Genomic DNA, 19,381 nt, shown 5'->3' with positions numbered 1-19,381 from the left:
CGGAACACATCTGACCAACCAACCAGCCCACTAGGAGCTGCGGCACGCTGCGATCTTTTGACTTTTCTTAAAAAAAAATATCAAAAGATCTCTGCCTCGTTTCACTCGTGAGCTCCTACAGGTTTTGGTTCTCAGGTTGGGGTTGGCAACCATAGTCTGAATCGGGCACCGCCTAGCGGTGAGGCTTCAACTGTCAGCGTTCCACCCTGAGCTTCCAGGGCGCGGCGACTGATCGCCAAGCCCAAACCAAACCCACCAGTGGCCCGATCCCGACTGCGATCCAGTCGATAAAACGGTTCGAAAATCCGCTCGCGCTCATCATCAGGTATGCCGATGCCATCGTCATCGACCCAGATACCGCAACCGTCGGGGCAAACCTGCACGCCAATCTGAATGCGCTTTTCGCAGTAGCGCATGGCATTGCGCAGCAGGTTCTGAATAGCCCGGGCAGTCAAACGCGGATCAAGCGAAAAGCGTTCGAGTTGACCATGCAACAACACGTCGATAACGATTTCTGGCGACTCCAGTTCCTCATCGACACTGCCCAAAATGCTGTCGATGAACTCATCCAGCGACACCTCGACCTGCTCGGGCAATTGCGCCGGATTCTGCAAGCGGCTGTAGGACAACAACTCCAGAACCAACTCATCCAGCTCACGAATGTGCGCGACCAACCCTTGCAGGCGCTCTCGGCTGGCGGCCGGCAAATCATCGGACAGCGCCAATGCCAGGCCGAAATCCAGACGTGTCAGTGGCGTGCGCAGTTCGTGGGACACAGCGTTGAGCAAGTCGCGCTGCTGATTGAGCAGGTTTTCAATGTCGCCCGCCATGGTGTCGAAAACGTTGGCCAGACTACCGATGTTGGAACTCGGAGCGATTTTCGTGCGTTCGCTCAAATGGCCCTTGCCGAACCGTTCGGCTGCGCCTTTGAGCCGTTCCAGATCACGCCAGTGTGGACGCAACCACAGCAACAGGCAGGCGAGCATGGTCGCACCGATCAGCACGTTAATGCTCCAGTACAACAAATTGACGTCCATCGGGTCCGGTGGCACCACCATTTGCACAACGGAAACGTCATCCAGCGGCGTTACCGCCAGCGTGCGCCAACCCCAGTCACCAATACGTACGACGTTTTCGCCCGATTGCAGGCGCTCACGTTCAATGTCGGTGAACTCGGCATCATCGATGCGCCCGAGGACGATGTGCAGCGGCTGGAAGTCCTTGTCCATCGACTCCGCCAGCGCTGGCCATTGCTCTTTCGGCACCGCGTGAAACTGGCGGGTGATCAGCGACTGCAAGCCTCGCGAGTAATCGAGGTTGTAGGTGACAAATCGCTCCCTGAACGCCATCACCACCAGATCCGGCACCAGATAGATCGCCGCGCTGTACGAGACAATCGTTACCAGATAGAGGCGAAAGAGGATTCTGAACATCGATTCAGCATTCCCACTCGGAGCGGCTGAACAGATAACCCTTGCCCCACACAGTCTTGATCTTGCGCGCCTCACCGGCGTGGTCGTCGAACTTGCGCCGCAGCTTGGAGATCGCCACGTCAACCGAGCGGTCGGTGCCGTTGAATTCGATGCCGCGCAGACGTTGCAGAATCTGGTCACGGCTGAGCACTTCGCCGGCGTGTCGGGCCAGAACCACCAGCAAGTTATATTCGCCGCTGGACAGTTCCACCGGTTGCTCGCGCCAGGTCACGGTGCGCTCCGACAGGTCGATGCACAGATTGCCCATGACGATGCGGTCGTTGACGGTCAGCGGTTCGCCGAGGCTGCTGCGACGCAACAAAGTGCGCACCCGAGCCAGCAACACCCGTGGCTCGCACGGTTTGGTCACATAATCGTCGGCGCCCATTTCCAGGCCCAGCACCTGATCGTGACTGTCGTCGCGGGCGGTCAGCATCAGGATTGGCAGCGTTGCCGAATCGGCGCGCAGCAAACGGCAGACTTGCAAACCATCGAGCCCCGGCAGCATCAGGTCGAGAATCACCAGATCCGGCGGATTGATCCGTGCCCGCTCACGTACATGGTCACCACGGCCGATAACGTTGACGGAATATCCGTTGCGTTCCAGGTAGCTGGAAATCAGTTCGGCGAGGGCGGTGTCGTCTTCGACCAGGAGGATGTTGGGCATTGGGGGTGTTCCAGAGAGTGCGGTGGCGACCGTCAAGGCGCTATCGCGAGCAGGCTCACTCCTACAGGGGATTGCATTCCAGAGTAGGAGTGAGCCTGCTCGCGATGTCTTTATCTGTCGCAATAAATTTCAAGGCGTAAAGGATATACGCCCTCACCCGTCCCTGAGTAAAACCCTTACACAATTTCACACAGCGCCTACAAAGCTTCACCGCTAATCTGCGCACCTGCCCGTAGGATGCGGACATTAAATCTGGGGGTTGTACATGTCGAAGAATCTGCTTGCCGGGCTCAGCCTGATCGCCATGGCGCTGACACTGAGTGCCTGCGACTCATCGTCCAAAGACGAAGAACAGGCGCCGCTGGCCACCGTTCGGGTCGAGACGCTGGAAGCCAGCCCGCTGTCAATCAGCAGCGAGCTGAGCGGGCGGATTGCCGCGCCACGCATCGCCGAAGTCCGCGCACGGGTTGCCGGTGTGGTGCTGGAGCGCAAATTCCGTGAAGGCAGCGACGTGAAAAAGGGTGACGTGCTGTTCCGCATCGACCCTGCCCCGTTCAAGGCTGACCTCGACAGCGCCGATGCCGCGTTGCGCAAGGCCGAGGCCAATGCCTTTCAGGCGAAATTGCAGGAGCAGCGCTACGCCCAGTTGATCGACGACAAGGCCATCAGCGCTCAGGACTACGACAACGCCCGCGCCAACGCCTTGCAAACTGCCGCCGACGTTGCTGCCAACAAGGCTGCCGTCGAGCGAGCGAAGCTGAGCCTCGGCTATGCAACCGTCACCGCGCCGATTTCCGGGCGTATCGGTCGCGCATTGGTGACTGAAGGCGCGCTGGTCGGGCAGAACGAGACCACGCCACTGGCGCTGATCCAGCAACTGAATCCGATCCACGCTGACCTGACCCAATCGACCCGTGAGCTTAACGAACTGCGCCGGGCGTTCCGTTCCGGGCAGTTGCAGCAGGTCGGGCAGGATCAGATCAAGGCCACATTGATTCAGGACGACGGCAGCCTTTATCCGCTGCCGGGCAAGTTGCTGTTCACTGACATCACCGTCGATCCAGGCACCGGTCAGATCATCCTGCGCAGCGAATTCCCCAATCCGGATCTCGATTTGCTGCCCGGCAGTTTCATTCGCGTACGTCTGGAACAAGCGGTCATTCAGCATGGCATCACCGTGCCGCAGCGCGCCATTTCGCGCGACAGCGCCGGTATTGCCCAAGTCCTGACGGTTGACGATCAGATGCGCGTTGCCCTGCAACCGGTGCAACTGGGTGCCGTGCAGAACGACCGCTGGATTGTCACCGGTGGCCTCAAGCCCGGCGACCGCGTTGTCATCGAAGGCGTGCAACATGCCCGTCCCGGCGAGAAAGTGCAGATCGACGACACCCCTCTTCCACTTGCCCAGACCTCTGGTCAGTAAGCAGGACGCTTTTATATGCCGCAGTTCTTTATCGACCGCCCGGTGTTTGCCTGGGTAGTCGCATTGTTCATCCTGTTGGCCGGTGCGCTGGCCATTCCGCAATTGCCGGTGGCGCAGTACCCCGACGTGGCACCGCCGCAGATCGAAATCTATGCTGTATACCCCGGCGCATCGGCGCAAACCGTCGATGAAAGCGTGGTCAGCCTGATCGAGGAAGAACTCAACGGCGCCGATCACCTGCTGTACTTCGAATCCCAGAGCAGTCTGGGCAGCGCCACCATCAAGGCGACTTTCCAGCCCGGCACCAACCCGGAAATGGCTCAGGTCGATGTGCAGAACCGCTTGAAAGTGGTCGAGTCACGTCTGCCGCAAGCGGTGAACCAGCAAGGCTTGCAGGTCGAGAAAGTTTCGTCGGGTTTTCTGCTGCTGATCACCCTGACCTCCAGTGACGGCAAACTTGATGACGTAGCGCTCAGCGATTATCTGGCGCGCAACGTGATGAACGAAATCAAGCGTCTGGATGGCGTCGGCAAGGCCCAGTTGTATGGCGCCGAACGCGCGATGCGCATCTGGATTGACCCGCAAAAACTGATCGGTTTCAACCTGACGCCGGCTGACGTCAACGCCGCCATCGTCGCGCAAAACGCTCAGGTTTCCGCTGGCAGCATCGGTGATCTGCCATCGCCGTCTACCCAGGAAATCACTGCGACGATTCTGGTCAAAGGCCAACTGTCGACTCCGCAAGAGTTCGCCGACATCGTGCTCAAGGCCAATCCCGACGGTTCTACTGTTCGCATTGGCGATGTGGCGCGGGTCGAGATCGGCAGTCAGGAATACCAGTTCGGCACGCGTCTGAATGGCAAGCCGTCCACCGCGGTCGGTGTGCAGCTGTCACCAGGCGCCAACGCTCTGGCAACCGCGACCCTGATCCGGGCGAAGATGGATGAGCTTTCGCGCTACTTCCCGGCCGGTGTGGAATACAAGATCCCGTACGACACTTCGCCGTTCGTCAAAGTCTCGATCACTAAAGTCGTGTACACCCTCGGCGAAGCGATGCTGCTGGTGTTCGCGGTGATGTTTCTGTTCCTGCAGAACATCCGCTACACGCTGATTCCGACGCTGGTGGTGCCGGTGGCGCTGATGGGTACCTTCGCCACCATGCTGGCGCTGGGTTTCTCGATCAACGTGCTGACCATGTTCGGCATGGTTTTGGCCATCGGTATTCTGGTGGACGACGCCATTGTGGTGGTGGAAAACGTCGAGCGGATCATGGCCACCGAAGGCCTGTCGCCCAAGGAAGCGACGCGTAAAGCCATGGGCCAGATCACCGGAGCGATCATCGGTATTACGCTGGTGCTGGTAGCCGTGTTCATTCCCATGGCGTTCATGCAGGGTTCCGTCGGCGTGATTTATCGACAGTTCTCGCTGTCGATGGCGACTTCGATCCTGTTCTCGGCGTTCCTCGCGCTGACCCTGACCCCGGCGTTGTGCGCCACTTTGCTCAAGCCGATAGCCAAGGGGGAGCATCACGAGAAAAGCGGCTTCTTTGGCTGGTTCAACCGTCGTTTCGAGCAACTGACCGATCGCTATCAGGGCTGGGTTGGCTACGCGTTGAAACGTACCGGGCGCTATCTGCTGATCTACGTGGTGCTGCTGGTGGGGCTGGGTCTGTGCTTTGCACGTCTGCCCTCCTCGTTCCTGCCGGTTGAGGACCAGGGTTACACCATCACCGACATTCAGCTGCCTCCGGGCGCAACCAAGAATCGTACGGTGCAGGTTGCGCAACAGATCGAAACGCACAACGCCGGCGAGCCCGGTGTCAGCGACAGTGTGGTGATTCTGGGTTTCAGCTTCTCCGGCAGCGGACAGAACGCGGCGCTGGCGTTCACCACTCTGAAGGACTGGTCGCAGCGCAGCAGCGATGATTCGGCGACCTCGATTGCTGATCGCGCCAACATCGCTCTGAGTCAGATCAAGGACGCCATGGCGTTCTCCGTGTTGCCACCGCCAGTAGACGGTCTGGGTACCTCCAGCGGTTTCGAGTTTCGCTTGCAGGATCGCGGCGGACTTGGGCATGCCACGCTGATGCAGGCGCGCACTGAATTGCTCGCGGCTGCCGAGAAGAGCCCGATCCTGATGAATGTGCGCGAAAGCGCTCTTGCCGAAGCACCGCAAGTGCAGCTGGAAGTGGATCGTAAACAAGCGAACGCCTTGGGCGTGTCGTTCGCTGACATCGGCAACGTACTGTCCACCGCCGTCGGTTCGGCGTACATCAACGACTTCCCCAATCAGGGGCGGATGCAGCGCGTCGTGGTGCAAGCCGAGGGTGACCATCGCAGTCAGGTCGACGACCTGTTGAAGATGCACGTACGCAACAGCGCCGGCAACATGGTGCCGTTGTCAGCGTTCGTCCAGGCCAAATGGACACAAGGCCCGGCGCAACTGACCCGCTACAACGGTTATCCGGCGATTTCGATTTCCGGTGAACCAACGCCGGGGCACAGCTCTGGCGAGGCCATGGCCGAAATCGAACGTCTGGTTGCACAAGGACCGAAAGGCCTGGGCCAGGAATGGACCGGTCTGTCGTTACAGGAGCGTTTGTCCGGCAGTCAGGCGCCAATTCTGCTCGGTTTATCGCTGCTGATCGTGTTCCTGTGTCTGGCAGCGTTGTACGAGAGCTGGTCGATTCCGACATCGGTATTGCTCGTGGTGCCACTGGGCGTGCTCGGTGCGGTGCTGGCGGTAACTTTCCGTGGAATGCCGAATGACGTGTTCTTCAAGGTTGGCTTGATCACCATCATCGGTCTGTCGGCGAAAAACGCGATCCTGATCATTGAGTTTGCCAAGAGCCTGTACGACGAAGGTCATGATCTGATCGACGCCACGCTGCAAGCGGCACGCCTGCGCCTGCGGCCAATCGTGATGACGTCGCTGGCATTCATTCTCGGTGTGGTGCCGCTGGCTATCGCGACGGGTGCCAGCTCGGCGAGTCAGCAAGCAATCGGTACCGGGGTGATCGGCGGGATGATCACGGCGACGCTGGCGGTGATCTTCGTCCCGGTGTTCTTCGTCGTGGTGATGAAGCTCGTACAACGATTCACCAGACACGACTAGTCCCTGTGGGAGCTGGCTTGCCAGCGATAGCGGTGGATCAGTCGCCAGACAGATTGACCCTGCCGCCGTCATCGCTGGCAAGCCAGCTCCCACAATGTTCTTCGAACAATCAACTCAGTGGTCACACCGACCAGCGCTGGGCTAAGGTGTACTCACACCCTGGCCCAACGAGTCCTCATGCGCTTCCTCGCCCGCACCCACCCTCGCCTGTCAGCCGCTTTCCTGCTCGGTCTTGCAACCGGACTTCTGGCACCCGCCGACTCAATTGTCAGCAAAATCCTCATTGGCTGGAACGCCGGCGTCTGGGCCTACCTGGTCCTGATGTTCTGGCTGACCGTCCGTGCCAAAGCTCCTGACGTCAAACGCATCGCCGAGGTCGAAGACGAGAACGCCAGCCTGGTGCTGTTCGTGGTGTGTATCGCGGCGCTGGCCAGTCTCGCCACCATCACCTTCGAACTGGCCGGCAGCAAGGATCTGGACGCTACTCACAAACTGCTGCACTACGGTTTCACCGCATTGACCGTGATCGGCTCATGGCTGCTGATCGGGGTGATTTTCTGCGTGCATTACGCCCGCCTGTTTTACACATGGGACGGCAAGGAACCCGCCCTGCGCTTTGCCGAAGGCCTGACCACGCCCAACTATTGGGACTTCCTGTATTTCTCGTTCACCATCGGCGTGGCGGTGCAGACTGCCGATGTCGGCGTGGCTACCCGTGACATTCGCAAGATCGTGTTGGCTCAATCGTTGATCGGATTTGTGTTCAATACAGCGATTCTGGGGTTTTCGATCAATATTGCTGCCGGCCTGTTTGGCTAATAATCAAACCCGCAAGCAGTCACGAAGTTACGCAAATAACCGAGGCAGAAAAACCATAAAAATACTCGAATGTAAACTGACAGGTATGACAGTTTACATGCAGGGTGGGATTGCGATCAGATGCAACTTCCGTGGCTGAGTTGATACCAAGCTGCGGCCGACTCTCGCCCAATAAATGATGGAGATTCTGCTGATGACCGCTGCACAGAAACTCGATACGCTTCAAAAAGGCAGGTCCACCCGTGCCGTAGAGTTCACTGCGTCTATCGACAAAGGTGAACCGTTGAATTTCAGAGCGACCTTTAGTCAAATCAGTTACCCACAGGAGGGGGAACCACCTCGCTGGACAATCAAGGCTGAACATCGTGATCCGATAAATAATCAGATTAAAACCATCCGGGTAATACTTTTCAAAAACCCGGTCGACTACCAACCTGAATTAGCCAATGCAGATGTGATGGTTACCTACAGCGATTCGGCTGAGAGCCCACCATCAGAATATTCCACGACTGCCCCCACCACAGCTTTCACTTTCGATTCGGAAAACTCATCTATCCAAGGCAGCATCAGTGCAACGGTTTCTGATGATCTTGATCCGGTCACGACATACGAACTCACTCTCGAGTTTAATCTACAGGCTGCACAGTGGTCGCAACGCCGATAGCAAATCTTCAAAAACAAAAAAGGAGGCAGCTGCCTCCTTTTTTAATTCAAAGCCTGATCAGAATGCCACACTGATACCGGCACTCAGATTGTAATCCTGCTTGACGGTCTTGCTTTGGCTTGAACCTGCCTCGGCAAACAACTGCACACCATTTGGCAGAGCCCAGTTGACCCCACCTGCCAGCTCAACGCTGGTCGCAGAAGTATCGTTGTTGAAACGGCTTTCGTTGACCTCTACTTCATTTGCCTTGATGAACTCGTGCCCCATTGCGACCCGGACTCTCGGTTGCAGTTTCTGTCCATTACCCATATCCATTTCGCTTCCCACATAGAGACCGCCTTTGGCCACAAGTGAACGAGTCAACTGGCTATCGACCTCAAGACCATTGTCCAGGGAATAATGTTTACCCGAGACAACTGCCGCGTTGAGCTGAGCAAAGGGAGCCAAGAACCACCGATCGTTCAGAGGATACTGTTTTCCCACTTCAAGCGAACCACTCAAACCGTAGCTGTCATAGTCGCCTTTAGTGCGAACACCATCACTCATGGTGACCTTCAGGTGATTATCAAAGCGGTTGATCTTCGTGACCGCATCAATGTAGAAACCGGTTTGCGAGTCGAATTTCGTTGCATAAGCGCCCAGCGAGTAACTGTCGACAGTACCCGAGCTCCCGTATTTCAGATCCAGGCTGCTTTGGCTGTAGCCAACTATCGCGCCGACCAGCCAGTCGGTGTTCGCCAGCTTCGTATCGGCTCCGAATACAACGCCCTGCTGTGACTGGCTGTAACCATCACCGTAGCCGTCCTTGACGCTGTAGCGGTTACCATAGGTGCGTGTCCATACACCGCCATTCCCTGAGTTGAGGCGCCTGTCGCCCATCCGGGTGTTAAGCAACGTGCGCTCAGCCTCAATGATTGTCGGGGCTGAATTGGCAATTGCTAATACGGATCGAGTGCTGGTACTGACCTGAGTGTCTGGTCGCAATAACCAGCCGTTGCCTTCATCAAACAACTTGTAAGTGAACTCACCGGCATCCACGACCCCGTTGACCAGAGCAAACTTCGCATTACCGCTGCCTACTCTGACCAATTGGATAGGCTCGGCGGTCGACGGCTTGCTGCCAGTCGCAGTAACGTTGATTTGATAGTCGCCCGTAGCGTTACCCGTAACATTCAGAAAGTCTGTCTGCCGACCGCCAAAGTCCGTAGCCATCTTGAAGGTGCCATCGCCGGACAAGTTACCGACATCCAGTTGGTAAAATCCCGCACCCTTGGCAAAATCGAGTGTTCCGTTATTCATGGCCAACTGACCCACCTGGTTATTGCCAGTCAAGACCCAGGTCGAGTTGTTCAGAGCGAAACTCGATACATTTACAACGCCGCCGGTAAATGTCGAGCCATGGTCAAGCGTTACACTGGAACCCTTGATTGCTTCGCCTTGAAAATTACCGGTAAAACTACTTTGATTGTCCAGACTTAGCCTGGAAACATTCTGCAGATTCCCTTTCAACGAAGCGTTGGAGTCGAGACTGACCGTCGCTGTGCTGCCAGACGCCACCACAACATTGCCGTTGAGGTTACTGTTGACAACATTGAAGTCGACGGACGCCCCACCTGCCACTTCTAGTATCGAGCCGTTGCCGCCAATCAACGTGGAGCCATTCAATACGCTGATTTCGAGTGATCCCAGCGGATTGCTGGCGATATCTGCAAGGATCGCCGCTCCGCTTTTCCCCTCGACACTGGAGTTGTCGAGAACCAGCTTGCTCAACTGTTCATCCGTGCCATCTCGTTGATAAACAACACCATTGAGACCACCAATAATCTTTGAGCCAGTGCTCAGATTCGCAGAGCCGCCGGCCAGCGTGAGGCCAAAACTCGAAGCGCCGGTACCTTCCAGAGTACTGTTCGCCAGGTTCAAGACACTGTATGCAGTCGTAAAGGCCCCACCGGTAGTGCCGCGAACGGTGCTGTCGCGCATATCTACCCTTGAGCCGGTTTGGGTATCGACATCCCGCACGGCTTGTAAGCCGATTGCCCGACCGGAAATCGTCGATCCCGAAATAACCGCAAAGCTATTCTCCAGTGACAAGGTAACGAAGCCCCCGACACCGGTCACCGTGACGTTATCGAGGTTGACCATTCCACCATCGACGGCACCAATTGTCTGGGTCTGGCCTCCGGTGGCATTCAGCGTCCCCCCCTGAATCGTTATGTCCAGTGTGCTGGCTCCATTGCTGGTCAAGATCGATCCGTTCGCCAGCTGCCAGCTTTCCGCTGCCGACGCAGGCGAGATCGTTTCCAGTTCTCCGGGATTAAGTGCGCGAGCCTGTGCATGAGGCGCGGACAACAGGAGAAGGGCGAGATAAGGAAATCCACGAAGAATATGATGCCGTACAAGGGAATTGTCTTTCGGCCACATGAGAACCACCAATATCAACTTCAAAAGGAAGGTTCGGCGGTCTACATCGGAAACGCCTTACCAAGGCCGGGAAGCTTACTGATCCTGAGGGAAGCTCGATGTAGGAGAAGTCTGCCGATCAGTCGGACATTTCCTTTAAGTGTGAGTGAACCAGCCTATGCGGCGCCCGCCACGAAAACGCATCGCTCTATGCCGTGACGGGCCTCTGCAGGCTGAGCTTTTAAGCATCCTCGCAGTATTCCCCATGCGGATTGACCAGACTGATCCTGCTTTTAAACTCGTCTGACGGGTATTCAGTGCCGCTGATCTCTACCGTGTACCAGATGATCCACCAGCCCAGGTAATTGCCCGGCACAACCGGGTCTGGTGGCGGTACCGGAATATTTCTGATTTCGGGGTCATAAGGAATGAACATATCGAAGCCGTCAGTCCCCTCTGTACCGACAACAGAATGTGGGTCCGACTTGAAATCGGTATCCGGCGACTCCTCTGTCATCGCTGCATCCCGGTAACCCTGGGCATGCAGAAAGACATTCCTGCCAGGCTGTAGATGAGTCGGATTGCCTGGAATGCGAACTTTCAAGCCAAAGTCCGCTTCCTTGAGATCATCACAAAGAATGATGTCCTCATCCTCGTACTCTCTCTCGACCTTCGGCGAATCCAACTCGACGACGAGGGCGTTGTTGGTAACCATTGTGATGGGAGATATATTTTCGTTGACACCACCAATGTCAGACCAGAACCACTGAAGCGGTTTATTCGGACCGATGCCACCTTTATCAATCGTTGCCCAAAGCAAAGGAACATCGACGGAAGTATCTCCGACTTTCAGAAACACCGGACCAAACCGCTCACCGGCGTATTCTACGAAAATTTGCTGGCCGTCTTTTACCGGTTTATCTGGATCACTCGGGAGTGTGATGGTTACTTCTTGATCGTCATTGTAATCCACAGGTTCAAGTACATCATTTACCGCGGTGCTTGTAATATGAGGCTCATCCAGTTGAGTATTAGGCGCTGGCGGATCTACCGGATTGATCGGCCCTGGGGAATAAACATTCTCAAAGAAATCATCAAGAAATGAAGTGCTCACTGTTGACGGGCCGCGCAACAATGTAGCTTCTACCTTGACGGCAACATCCGTTTCAGTATCCGTACCGCCCTCATAATATGAAGCCTCGATTGCGGCATATGGAACAACCCGTTCATGTGGATCGTTCACGCCAAATTGTTCCGTGCCTAAATCCTCGTTGTTCCATGTAAGCCGTACTTCATCATCATCCAACACATTCGCAACTTTTTTCAGCGAAATCTTGACACCCACTCCACAATCCTTGAGGTCAATCAGCTTATCTGTTATTGCGAGTGGGACAATCGGATCGTCAAGAACCGGTAATGGTTTGAAGCTGACTTTCAATCCTTTGGCGGAGGACAATGCACTACGATTACCCGGAACGCCCGCGCCGTCATCCAGAATTAAGTAAGCATAGATTGCTTTTGAACTCAGCTGTTTTACCTTTTCAATATCGACGGTGAAAGTCCCGACGTCTGACGCATCGGTGAAAACCCCCTCATAAAGAGGTGGGTCGGGATTTATAGCTGAATACGTTTCACTGATATAAAACAGAATTCTGTCAGCCGCAATCCTGTTTAGATAAGTGATTGGAAACGTAACCACCATACCTGCTTGATTGCGCGCAATAAAATCCTCATCGATGACATCACCGGGAGACAATAGAGGCAGTACAGGCACCGGCGGACGTGATTTCGGACCGCCCGGAACAGCTTGGTAAGGGGCACGACGGTCAGCAATGAAAGTCGCTGAGTCCGACGCCCAAGCGTTGCCAAAAGGAGGTCTCACGCGATACCGGACCCACCAGGCGGTGGGTGTAGCAGGTGGATTGTCCTCGACATGAACATCGGCTGGAATTGTCACTTCATAGGTAGTTGGCCGCCCTGCGACAGGACCGGCATCGAAGCTATGCTGGACCACCCAGTTACCGGTACCGGCGCGAGTCGTGCTGACCTCCACGTGGTCATCGTCCACCTGAATTTCCCATAGGCTTAATTCCAGGCGAATCGATCCGCCAGGCACCAGCTTTGCTGCAACTATCCGGTTATCTGCATCACTCACTTTATCAAGCACTGTCGGTGGCAAACCGGCCTTAGGTCCAACTGATCGGGTTTGAAGTGCTGACCGATCAATTTCACCAAGCTTTTGTTTCGCATTCATTTGCAAACCTCCAAGTTGTTTTCGTACGACGCACGAGATCAAGGTACTGCCAAACACAAGTGCAACAACATCCATTAGCCAAGAGCACTAACGCGTGCTCACAGCCACGAACACCAAACAACGCTCACGAGAGAGACATATTGTTCATGGCGGCCCACAGGGCTCCCCACCAGAAATAGTACGGTCAACCCTGACCAGCCCAATATCAGACTGACCTATATATACACCCGCTCTATTTATCTTATACACCACCGTCCCGGAGCAGCTATTTACCAAAGGCTCTGAATGTGGGATAAATGGTATTGGGAGCAACTCAAAACCGTTGATATTTTCTTCATCCTCTTCGGTCAAAGTATAACTAAACTCTCCACGAGTGCCTGCAACATAAGACTCCTCTACTCCATTCAAACTTGAAAAGCCCCTCCAGACACTTTCACAAACATCATCTTTCTTGAAGCCCTGAAAACGTATAAAAACGAATATTCCATCCCAGATTGGACGCTCCGCAGCACAATTCAGATAACCCCAAATATTTGCATCCGGAAATTCCGGCGCCAACAAAACCGGCAAAGGAATGATGCTGTGATCGATGGTCATTTTCTTTTCAAAAGAATTAAGCTTATTACTCGGAAATGGTTTAACTGCTCTGACGGAATAATAAAGATGTGCGATGCCGTCGTTAGAAAAAAGACTGGCGTCCAGCGGTATCTCAAACTCAACCTCGGTAATAGGTCCGTCTTTGACCTGCTGGTAGATAGTTTTAGTTATTCCGCCCTGGACCCAGTAAACAGTGAGTTCATCCGCTTTCCCGAGTTGATCAGCGTAGTTAGGCCAACGGGGCACTCTTGCAGTCCCGCCGTTGATCAGGACCTTTGCTGGCACGTTCCCGTCCGGATCGCTATCCGGTACATCGTCCACCGTCGGAGGTGGGGCAAGCAGGCGGCTCGATGATTTACCCTTACTGATCGACATGGCTGATTCCTGAGGATCCAAATCGGTGGTTGATGAAATTAGATGCTCATACCGTGGTTTTGCCTACTGTCAGATCTGACAGGCATCGACACCGTCCGTCGGCTGCGCTCGTCATGCGCCCTGGTTATCCACTTGACGATTTTCCAAGGTTGAGGTCCACTGAAACCGGTTTCATCACCAAATAAGAACGAAGGTTTCATAGTGAATAACTTCTCCGCCGCCCAGCGCAGCCGCGTGACCATGCTCAATGTTGCGGAACGCGCAGGCGTATCCAAGGCCAGCGTCTCGCGTTATATCGGCGACGACCGCGCCCTGCTCTCCGACGCCATCGCCCTGCGCATCGAGCAGGCAATCAACGAACTCGGCTATCGCCCTAACCAGATGGCCCGAGGCTTGAAACGCGGGCGCACTCGCCTGATCGGCATGCTCGTGGCGGATATTCGCAACCCTTATTCGATTGCCGTGATGCATGGGGTGGAAACCGCCTGCCGTGCGCACGGCTACAGCCTGGTGGTGTGCAACACCGACCGCGATGACGAACAGGAACGCCAGCATCTGGCGCTGCTGCGGTCGTACAACATCGAAGGGCTGATCGTGAACACCCTCGGCCATCACCGCGATGAGTTGCATGAATTACAGCGAGAGATGCCGCTGGTATTGGTGGATCGCCGGGTTGAAGACCTGGATAGCGACATGGTCGGGCTGAATAATTCGCAGGCAGTGGAAATGGCGCTGGCTCACCTTGAACAACGTGGCTATCGCGATCTGCTGCTGGTGACTGAACCTCACGACGGCACCAGTTCGCGGATCGAACGCGTTAATGGTTTTCAGGCACAGACCACCCATCGCCCGCTGCTGTGCGGAGCCGTGCTCGAAACCGGTGATGCACTTGTTGCCGGTCTTCAAACTTTTTTAAACACTCCCGATATCGGGCCCAAGGCACTTTTTTGCGCCAATGGTGTGGCCGCGTTGGCCGCCACCCGTGCGCTGCGTGAAATCGGCTGCGAGTTGTTTGAGGATGTCGGGCTGATCGCCCTGGATGATCTGGATTGGTATCCGCTGGTGGGCAGCGGGATTACTGCCCTCGCCCAGCCGACTGCGGAGATTGGTGCGCGGGCGTTTGAGTGTTTGCTCAAGCGGCTACGAGGTGATGTGAGTGAAGCGCAGGTGCTGGATTTTGTGCCGGTGCTGGTTGAGCGGGGTTCTACTCAAGGAATTGGTGGTGGCTGATCTGACGCCTTCGCTGGCAAGCCAGCTCCCACAGGGTTTTGTGGTGTTAATGCTATCGATCAAACACCCCAAGACACTGTGGGAGCTGGCTTGCCAGCGATGAGGCCCGAAAGGCCAATACAGAATTACCTGATATTTTTTTGAACAAAAATGAAACCGGTTTCAGAGGTAAATAACAATGAATAAACCTGCCGTTTCCATCAGCCTTTCCAGCTACGGTGCCGAGCTTGTGCGCCAACGTGGCCAAGGTTCTTTTATCGAGGTGCTGGCTGCTGCCGGCGCTGATCGCATCGAGTGGCGCGAAGAACTGCTGACCCGCGAAGACCCGGTGCAACTCGCCGAAAGCACTCGTATCCATGGCTTGCAAAGTATCTATTCGTCACCGACCGAGCTGTGGCTCGCCGGGCACGCGCAGCCTAATCCGGAACTGATCAACGCGTTGCAGCATGCCGAGGAATTCGGCTCGAAGTGGCTGAAAGTCTCCCTCGGATACTTCACCGACAACAACGATCTTCAAGCCCTAGGCCAACGCTTGAAACAGAGCCCGGTGCAATTGCTGGTGGAAAACGACCAGACCCTGCACGGCGGTCGTATCGAACCTTTCCAGCGCTTCTTCACTGCTGTCGAGCAACACAACCTGCCGATCAAAATGACCTTCGACATCGGTAACTGGCAGTGGCAGGACCAATCCGCTGCCAGCGCTGCACGCCTGCTCGGGCGCCACGTCGGTTATGTGCATTGCAAAGCCGTAGCCCGTCGCGCCGACGGCAAACTGGTGGCGATACCGCCCGCCGCCACAGACCTGCATTTGTGGGAACAACTGCTGCGGCACATGGCCCAAGGCGTTATGCGCGCTGCCGAATACCCGTTGCAGGGTGAGGAGCTGGTGGCGTTGACCACAGAACACGTCGCCACCCTCGCCCGCCTCGGCCAATCCCGTCTGGAGCCTGCCCATGTCTGAGATCGATATTCTGTCGTTTGGCGAAACCATGGCGATGTTTGTCGCCGAACAAACCGGTGATCTGGCAGCGGTCGAGCAGTTCCACAAGCGGATTGCCGGGGCTGACAGCAACGTGGCTATCGGTCTGTCGCGTCTGGGTTTCAGCGTGAAGTGGCTGAGCCGGGTCGGGGCTGATTCGCTGGGACGGTTTGTTCTTGAAACCCTGGCTGGCGAAGGTCTGGATTGCAGCGCTGTGGAAGTTGATCCAGCGCATCCGACCGGGTTTCAGTTCAAGTCGCGCAATGACGACGGCAGCGACCCGCAGGTCGAGTATTTCCGTCGTGGTTCGGCGGCCAGTCGGCTGTCGCCACAGTCGATCACTGACACCTTGCTCAACGCTCGCCACCTGCACGCGACCGGTATTCCACCGGCGCTGTCGACCTCGGCGCGGGAAATGTCGTTCGAGTTGATGTCCCGAATGCGTGATGCCGGGCGCAGCGTGTCGTTCGATCCCAATCTGCGCCCGAGCCTGTGGGCCAGTGAGCACGAAATGATCCGCGAGATCAATCGTCTTGCCACCCTCGCCCATTGGGTGCTGCCGGGTTTGAGCGAAGGCCGCTTGCTGACCGGGTTTGAAGACCCGGCGGACATTGCCGCGTTTTATCTGGATCAGGGCGCCGAAGCGGTGGCAATCAAACTTGGGCCGGAGGGCGCTTATTACCGTACGCATCTGGATCAGGGATTTGTTGCCGGCGTGCCGGTGGCAACTGTCGTCGACACGGTTGGTGCGGGTGATGGGTTTGCCGTCGGGATGATCAGTGCGTTACTGGAGCACCAGAGTTTTGCCGAGGCGGTGCAGCGGGCGAACTGGATTGGTAGCCGTGCGGTGCAGAGCCGTGGCGATATGGAGGGTCTGCCGACCCGATCAGAACTCTCTGCTGAATTTGCAGCCGCCAATCGCCAGCAGGCTGGCTCCCACATGGTCACGGAGGCATTCACACAACGCTGTGGGAGCTAGCCTGCTAGCGATTAGGCCAGCCCAGCAACCGATTTATTGAACCTGCTGCGACAAAAACAACAAGCTCAGGAGCAACACTATGAAAACCGCAACCCTCGCCGCCCGCCGCTGGTGGTACATCATGCCGATCGTGTTCATCACCTACAGCCTGGCGTACCTCGATCGTGCCAACTATGGTTTCGCCGCTGCATCCGGCATGGCCGCCGACCTGATGATCACCCCGGGCCTGTCATCGCTGCTCGGCGCGCTGTTCTTCCTCGGCTATTTTTTCTTTCAGGTGCCCGGCGCGATGTACGCGCAGAAACACAGTGTGAAGAAACTGATTTTCGTCAGCCTGATCCTCTGGGGCGGGCTCGCGACGCTGACCGGCGTGGTCTCAAACGCTTACTGGCTGATCGTGATTCGCTTCATGCTCGGCGTGGTCGAAGCCGCAGTGATGCCGGCGATGCTGGTCTATCTGTGCCACTGGTTCACCCGTGCCGAACGCTCGCGGGCCAACACCTTTCTGATCCTCGGCAACCCGGTGACCATGCTGTGGATGTCGGTGGTCTCGGGTTATCTGGTGCAGCATTTCAGTTGGCGCTGGATGTTCATCATCGAAGGTCTGCCAGCAGTGATCTGGGCGTTTATCTGGTGGAAGCTGGCCGATGATCGTCCGGCCGAGGCCAAGTGGCTGACCGAGCAGGAAAAACAGGATCTGGAAAGCGCATTGGCTGCCGAACAGGTCGGAATCAAAGCAGTGAAGAACTACGCCGAGGCGTTCCGCTCGCCTAAGGTAATCATTCTGGCTCTGCAATTTTTCTGCTGGAGCATCGGCGTCTATGGCTTCGTTTTGTGGCTGCCGTCGATCCTCAAGTCTGGTTTGCAAATGGACATGGTTGAGGCCGGTTGGTTGTCGGCGCTGCCGTATCTGGCGGCGGTGATCGGCATGCTCGCCGTGTCGTGGGGCTCGGACAAATTGCAGAAGCGCAAACGCTTCGTCTGGCCGCCGCTGTTGATTGCCTCGATTGCTTTCTACGGTTCATATGCACTCGGCGCCGAGCATTTCTGGTGGTCCTACACCTTGCTGGTGATTGCCGGCGCTTGCATGTACGCACCGTACGGGCCGTTTTTCGCCATCGTTCCCGAGATCCTTCCGGCCAACGTTGCTGGCGGCGCGATGGCGCTGATCAACAGCATGGGCGCGCTTGGCTCGTTCGGCGGTTCGTATCTGGTCGGTTATCTGAACAGCACCACCGGCTCGCCCGGTGCTTCGTATCTGTTGATGAGCGGCGCGCTGCTGCTGTCGGTGGTGCTGACAATTTTCCTCAAGCCCGGCGCCAGTGATCGCGTCGTGGTTAAAGCTGCTGCGCCGCGCCACACGCCGGCGCACTCCTGAATTGAAAGAGACAATCACCATGAAAAAGCAGGTTGTGCTGTACAAGAAACTCTCGCCAGAACTGATGGCGCGTCTGCAACAACAGACCGAGGTGACGCTGATCGAAAGCCTCGACAATCAAGGCTTGATGAAGCTCCGCGACGCCCTGCCCCGCGCCCAGGGCTTGCTCGGTGCCAGCCTGAAACTGGATGCCGCGCTGCTCGATCTGGCGCCGCAACTGGAAGCGATCGCAAGTGTCTCGGTGGGCGTCGACAACTACGACATCGACTATTTGACCCAACGCAAGATTCTGCTGAGCAACACCCCAGATGTGCTGACTGAAACCACGGCCGACACAGGTTTCGCGCTAATCCTCGCCGCAGCACGGCGCGTGGTGGAACTGGCGAACATGGTGCGCAGCGGTCAATGGCATCGCAACATTGGCCCGGCGCATTTCGGCACTGATGTGCATGGCAAAACGCTGGGCATTATCGGTATGGGCCGGATCGGTGAAGCCTTGGCGCAGCGCGGGCATTTCGGTTTCGGCATGCCGGTGATCTATCACAGCCAGTCACGCAAGCCTGCGGTCGAAGAACGTTTTTCTGCGCAGTACCGCAGCCTCGAAGAGTTGCTGCAAAAGGCAGATTTTGTCTGCCTGACATTGCCGCTGACCGCGCAGACCGAGGGCTTGATCGGCGCCGAACAGTTTGCGCTGATGCGTCCGGAGAGCATCTTCATCAATATCTCGCGGGGCAAAGTGGTTGATGAAGCGGCGCTGATCGATGCGTTGCGTCTTCAGCGGATTCGCGCGGCGGGGCTGGATGTGTTTGAACGTGAACCGCTGAATCATGATTCGCCGTTGTTGCAGTTGAGCAACGTGGTGGCGACACCGCATATCGGCTCGGCTACGCATGAGACGCGGGAGGCGATGGCGCGGTGTGCGGTGGAGAATCTGTTGGCGGCTTTGGCTGGGCAGAAGCCAGCGAATCTGGTGAACCCATCGGTGTGGCAGGGCTGAGATTATCAGTGCCTGACTGGACCTCTTCGCTGG

At 56.5% G+C, this 19,381-nt stretch carries 14 protein-coding genes; 9 read left to right on the top strand and 5 right to left on the bottom strand.

What is annotated here, in order from left to right; genetic code table 11:
• Positions 1 to 131: 131 nt before the first annotated feature.
• Both ACIOZM_RS03645 and ACIOZM_RS03640 read right to left on the bottom strand, forming a co-directional pair.
• Positions 132 to 1,433 (bottom strand): ATP-binding protein, encoded by a 1,302-nt coding sequence (locus tag ACIOZM_RS03645; RefSeq protein WP_401209686.1) that lies wholly within the window; start codon positions 1,431 to 1,433, stop codon positions 132 to 134.
• A gap of 4 nt (positions 1,434 to 1,437) precedes the next feature.
• Positions 1,438 to 2,139: a response regulator gene (locus ACIOZM_RS03640; RefSeq protein ID WP_401209683.1), complete on the bottom strand. Its 702-nt coding sequence runs from the start codon at positions 2,137 to 2,139 to the stop codon at positions 1,438 to 1,440.
• 265 nt (positions 2,140 to 2,404) lie between these two features.
• Here ACIOZM_RS03640 and ACIOZM_RS03635 point away from each other — a divergent pair, with 265 nt between their 5' ends.
• The 4 genes from ACIOZM_RS03635 (at position 2,405) to ACIOZM_RS03620 (ending at position 8,159) form a co-directional block, all read left to right on the top strand.
• Positions 2,405 to 3,562 (top strand): efflux RND transporter periplasmic adaptor subunit, encoded by a 1,158-nt coding sequence (locus ACIOZM_RS03635; RefSeq protein WP_401209680.1) that lies wholly within the window; start codon positions 2,405 to 2,407, stop codon positions 3,560 to 3,562.
• A 15-nt stretch (positions 3,563 to 3,577) separates the two neighbouring features.
• Positions 3,578 to 6,676, top strand: coding sequence for a multidrug efflux RND transporter permease subunit (locus ACIOZM_RS03630; protein ID WP_401209677.1), 3,099 nt, complete (start codon positions 3,578 to 3,580; stop codon positions 6,674 to 6,676).
• Between the two features lie 177 nt (positions 6,677 to 6,853).
• Positions 6,854 to 7,495: a DUF1345 domain-containing protein gene (locus ACIOZM_RS03625; protein WP_401209675.1), complete on the top strand. Its 642-nt coding sequence runs from the start codon at positions 6,854 to 6,856 to the stop codon at positions 7,493 to 7,495.
• Positions 7,496 to 7,688: 193 nt separating this feature from the next.
• Entirely contained in the window at positions 7,689 to 8,159 is a 471-nt protein-coding gene (locus ACIOZM_RS03620) for a hypothetical protein (RefSeq protein WP_401209672.1), read from the top strand.
• Between the two features lie 57 nt (positions 8,160 to 8,216).
• On the opposite strand, the gene ACIOZM_RS03615 is transcribed toward ACIOZM_RS03620, so the two are convergent.
• From ACIOZM_RS03615 to ACIOZM_RS03605, 3 genes are all read right to left on the bottom strand, one after another.
• Complete coding sequence (locus ACIOZM_RS03615) at positions 8,217 to 10,604, bottom strand: autotransporter outer membrane beta-barrel domain-containing protein (RefSeq protein WP_401209669.1); 2,388 nt, start codon at positions 10,602 to 10,604, stop codon at positions 8,217 to 8,219.
• 196 nt (positions 10,605 to 10,800) lie between these two features.
• Positions 10,801 to 12,813, bottom strand: a complete 2,013-nt coding sequence (locus ACIOZM_RS03610) for a hypothetical protein (RefSeq protein WP_401209667.1) — start codon at positions 12,811 to 12,813, stop codon at positions 10,801 to 10,803.
• A 144-nt stretch (positions 12,814 to 12,957) separates the two neighbouring features.
• Positions 12,958 to 13,785 (bottom strand): hypothetical protein, encoded by an 828-nt coding sequence (locus ACIOZM_RS03605; protein WP_401209665.1) that lies wholly within the window; start codon positions 13,783 to 13,785, stop codon positions 12,958 to 12,960.
• A 201-nt stretch (positions 13,786 to 13,986) separates the two neighbouring features.
• Here ACIOZM_RS03605 and ACIOZM_RS03600 point away from each other — a divergent pair, with 201 nt between their 5' ends.
• The 5 genes from ACIOZM_RS03600 to ACIOZM_RS03580 all read left to right on the top strand — a co-directional run bounded on the left by ACIOZM_RS03600 (position 13,987) and on the right by ACIOZM_RS03580 (position 19,348).
• Positions 13,987 to 15,015 carry a LacI family DNA-binding transcriptional regulator gene (locus tag ACIOZM_RS03600; RefSeq protein WP_401209663.1) on the top strand — a complete coding sequence of 343 codons (1,029 nt, stop codon included), beginning with the start codon at positions 13,987 to 13,989 and terminating at the stop codon, positions 15,013 to 15,015.
• A 178-nt stretch (positions 15,016 to 15,193) separates the two neighbouring features.
• Complete coding sequence (locus tag ACIOZM_RS03595; RefSeq protein ID WP_401209660.1) at positions 15,194 to 15,976, top strand: sugar phosphate isomerase/epimerase family protein; 783 nt, start codon at positions 15,194 to 15,196, stop codon at positions 15,974 to 15,976.
• Complete coding sequence (locus ACIOZM_RS03590; protein ID WP_401209658.1) at positions 15,969 to 16,973, top strand: sugar kinase; 1,005 nt, start codon at positions 15,969 to 15,971, stop codon at positions 16,971 to 16,973. The genes ACIOZM_RS03595 and ACIOZM_RS03590 overlap by 8 nt, the downstream gene beginning before the upstream one ends.
• A 79-nt stretch (positions 16,974 to 17,052) precedes the next feature.
• Complete coding sequence (locus tag ACIOZM_RS03585; protein WP_401209655.1) at positions 17,053 to 18,351, top strand: MFS transporter; 1,299 nt, start codon at positions 17,053 to 17,055, stop codon at positions 18,349 to 18,351.
• A 19-nt stretch (positions 18,352 to 18,370) separates the two neighbouring features.
• Complete coding sequence (locus ACIOZM_RS03580; protein WP_401209652.1) at positions 18,371 to 19,348, top strand: 2-hydroxyacid dehydrogenase; 978 nt, start codon at positions 18,371 to 18,373, stop codon at positions 19,346 to 19,348.
• The last annotated feature ends 33 nt before the right edge of the window (positions 19,349 to 19,381 follow it).

It is taken from the genome of Pseudomonas sp. NPDC087346 (assembly GCF_044744235.1).
Classification (GTDB): Bacteria; Pseudomonadota; Gammaproteobacteria; order Pseudomonadales; family Pseudomonadaceae; genus Aquipseudomonas.
Note: the sequence above shows the minus strand (reverse complement) of the source record. Positions and strands in the feature narration are given on the sequence as shown.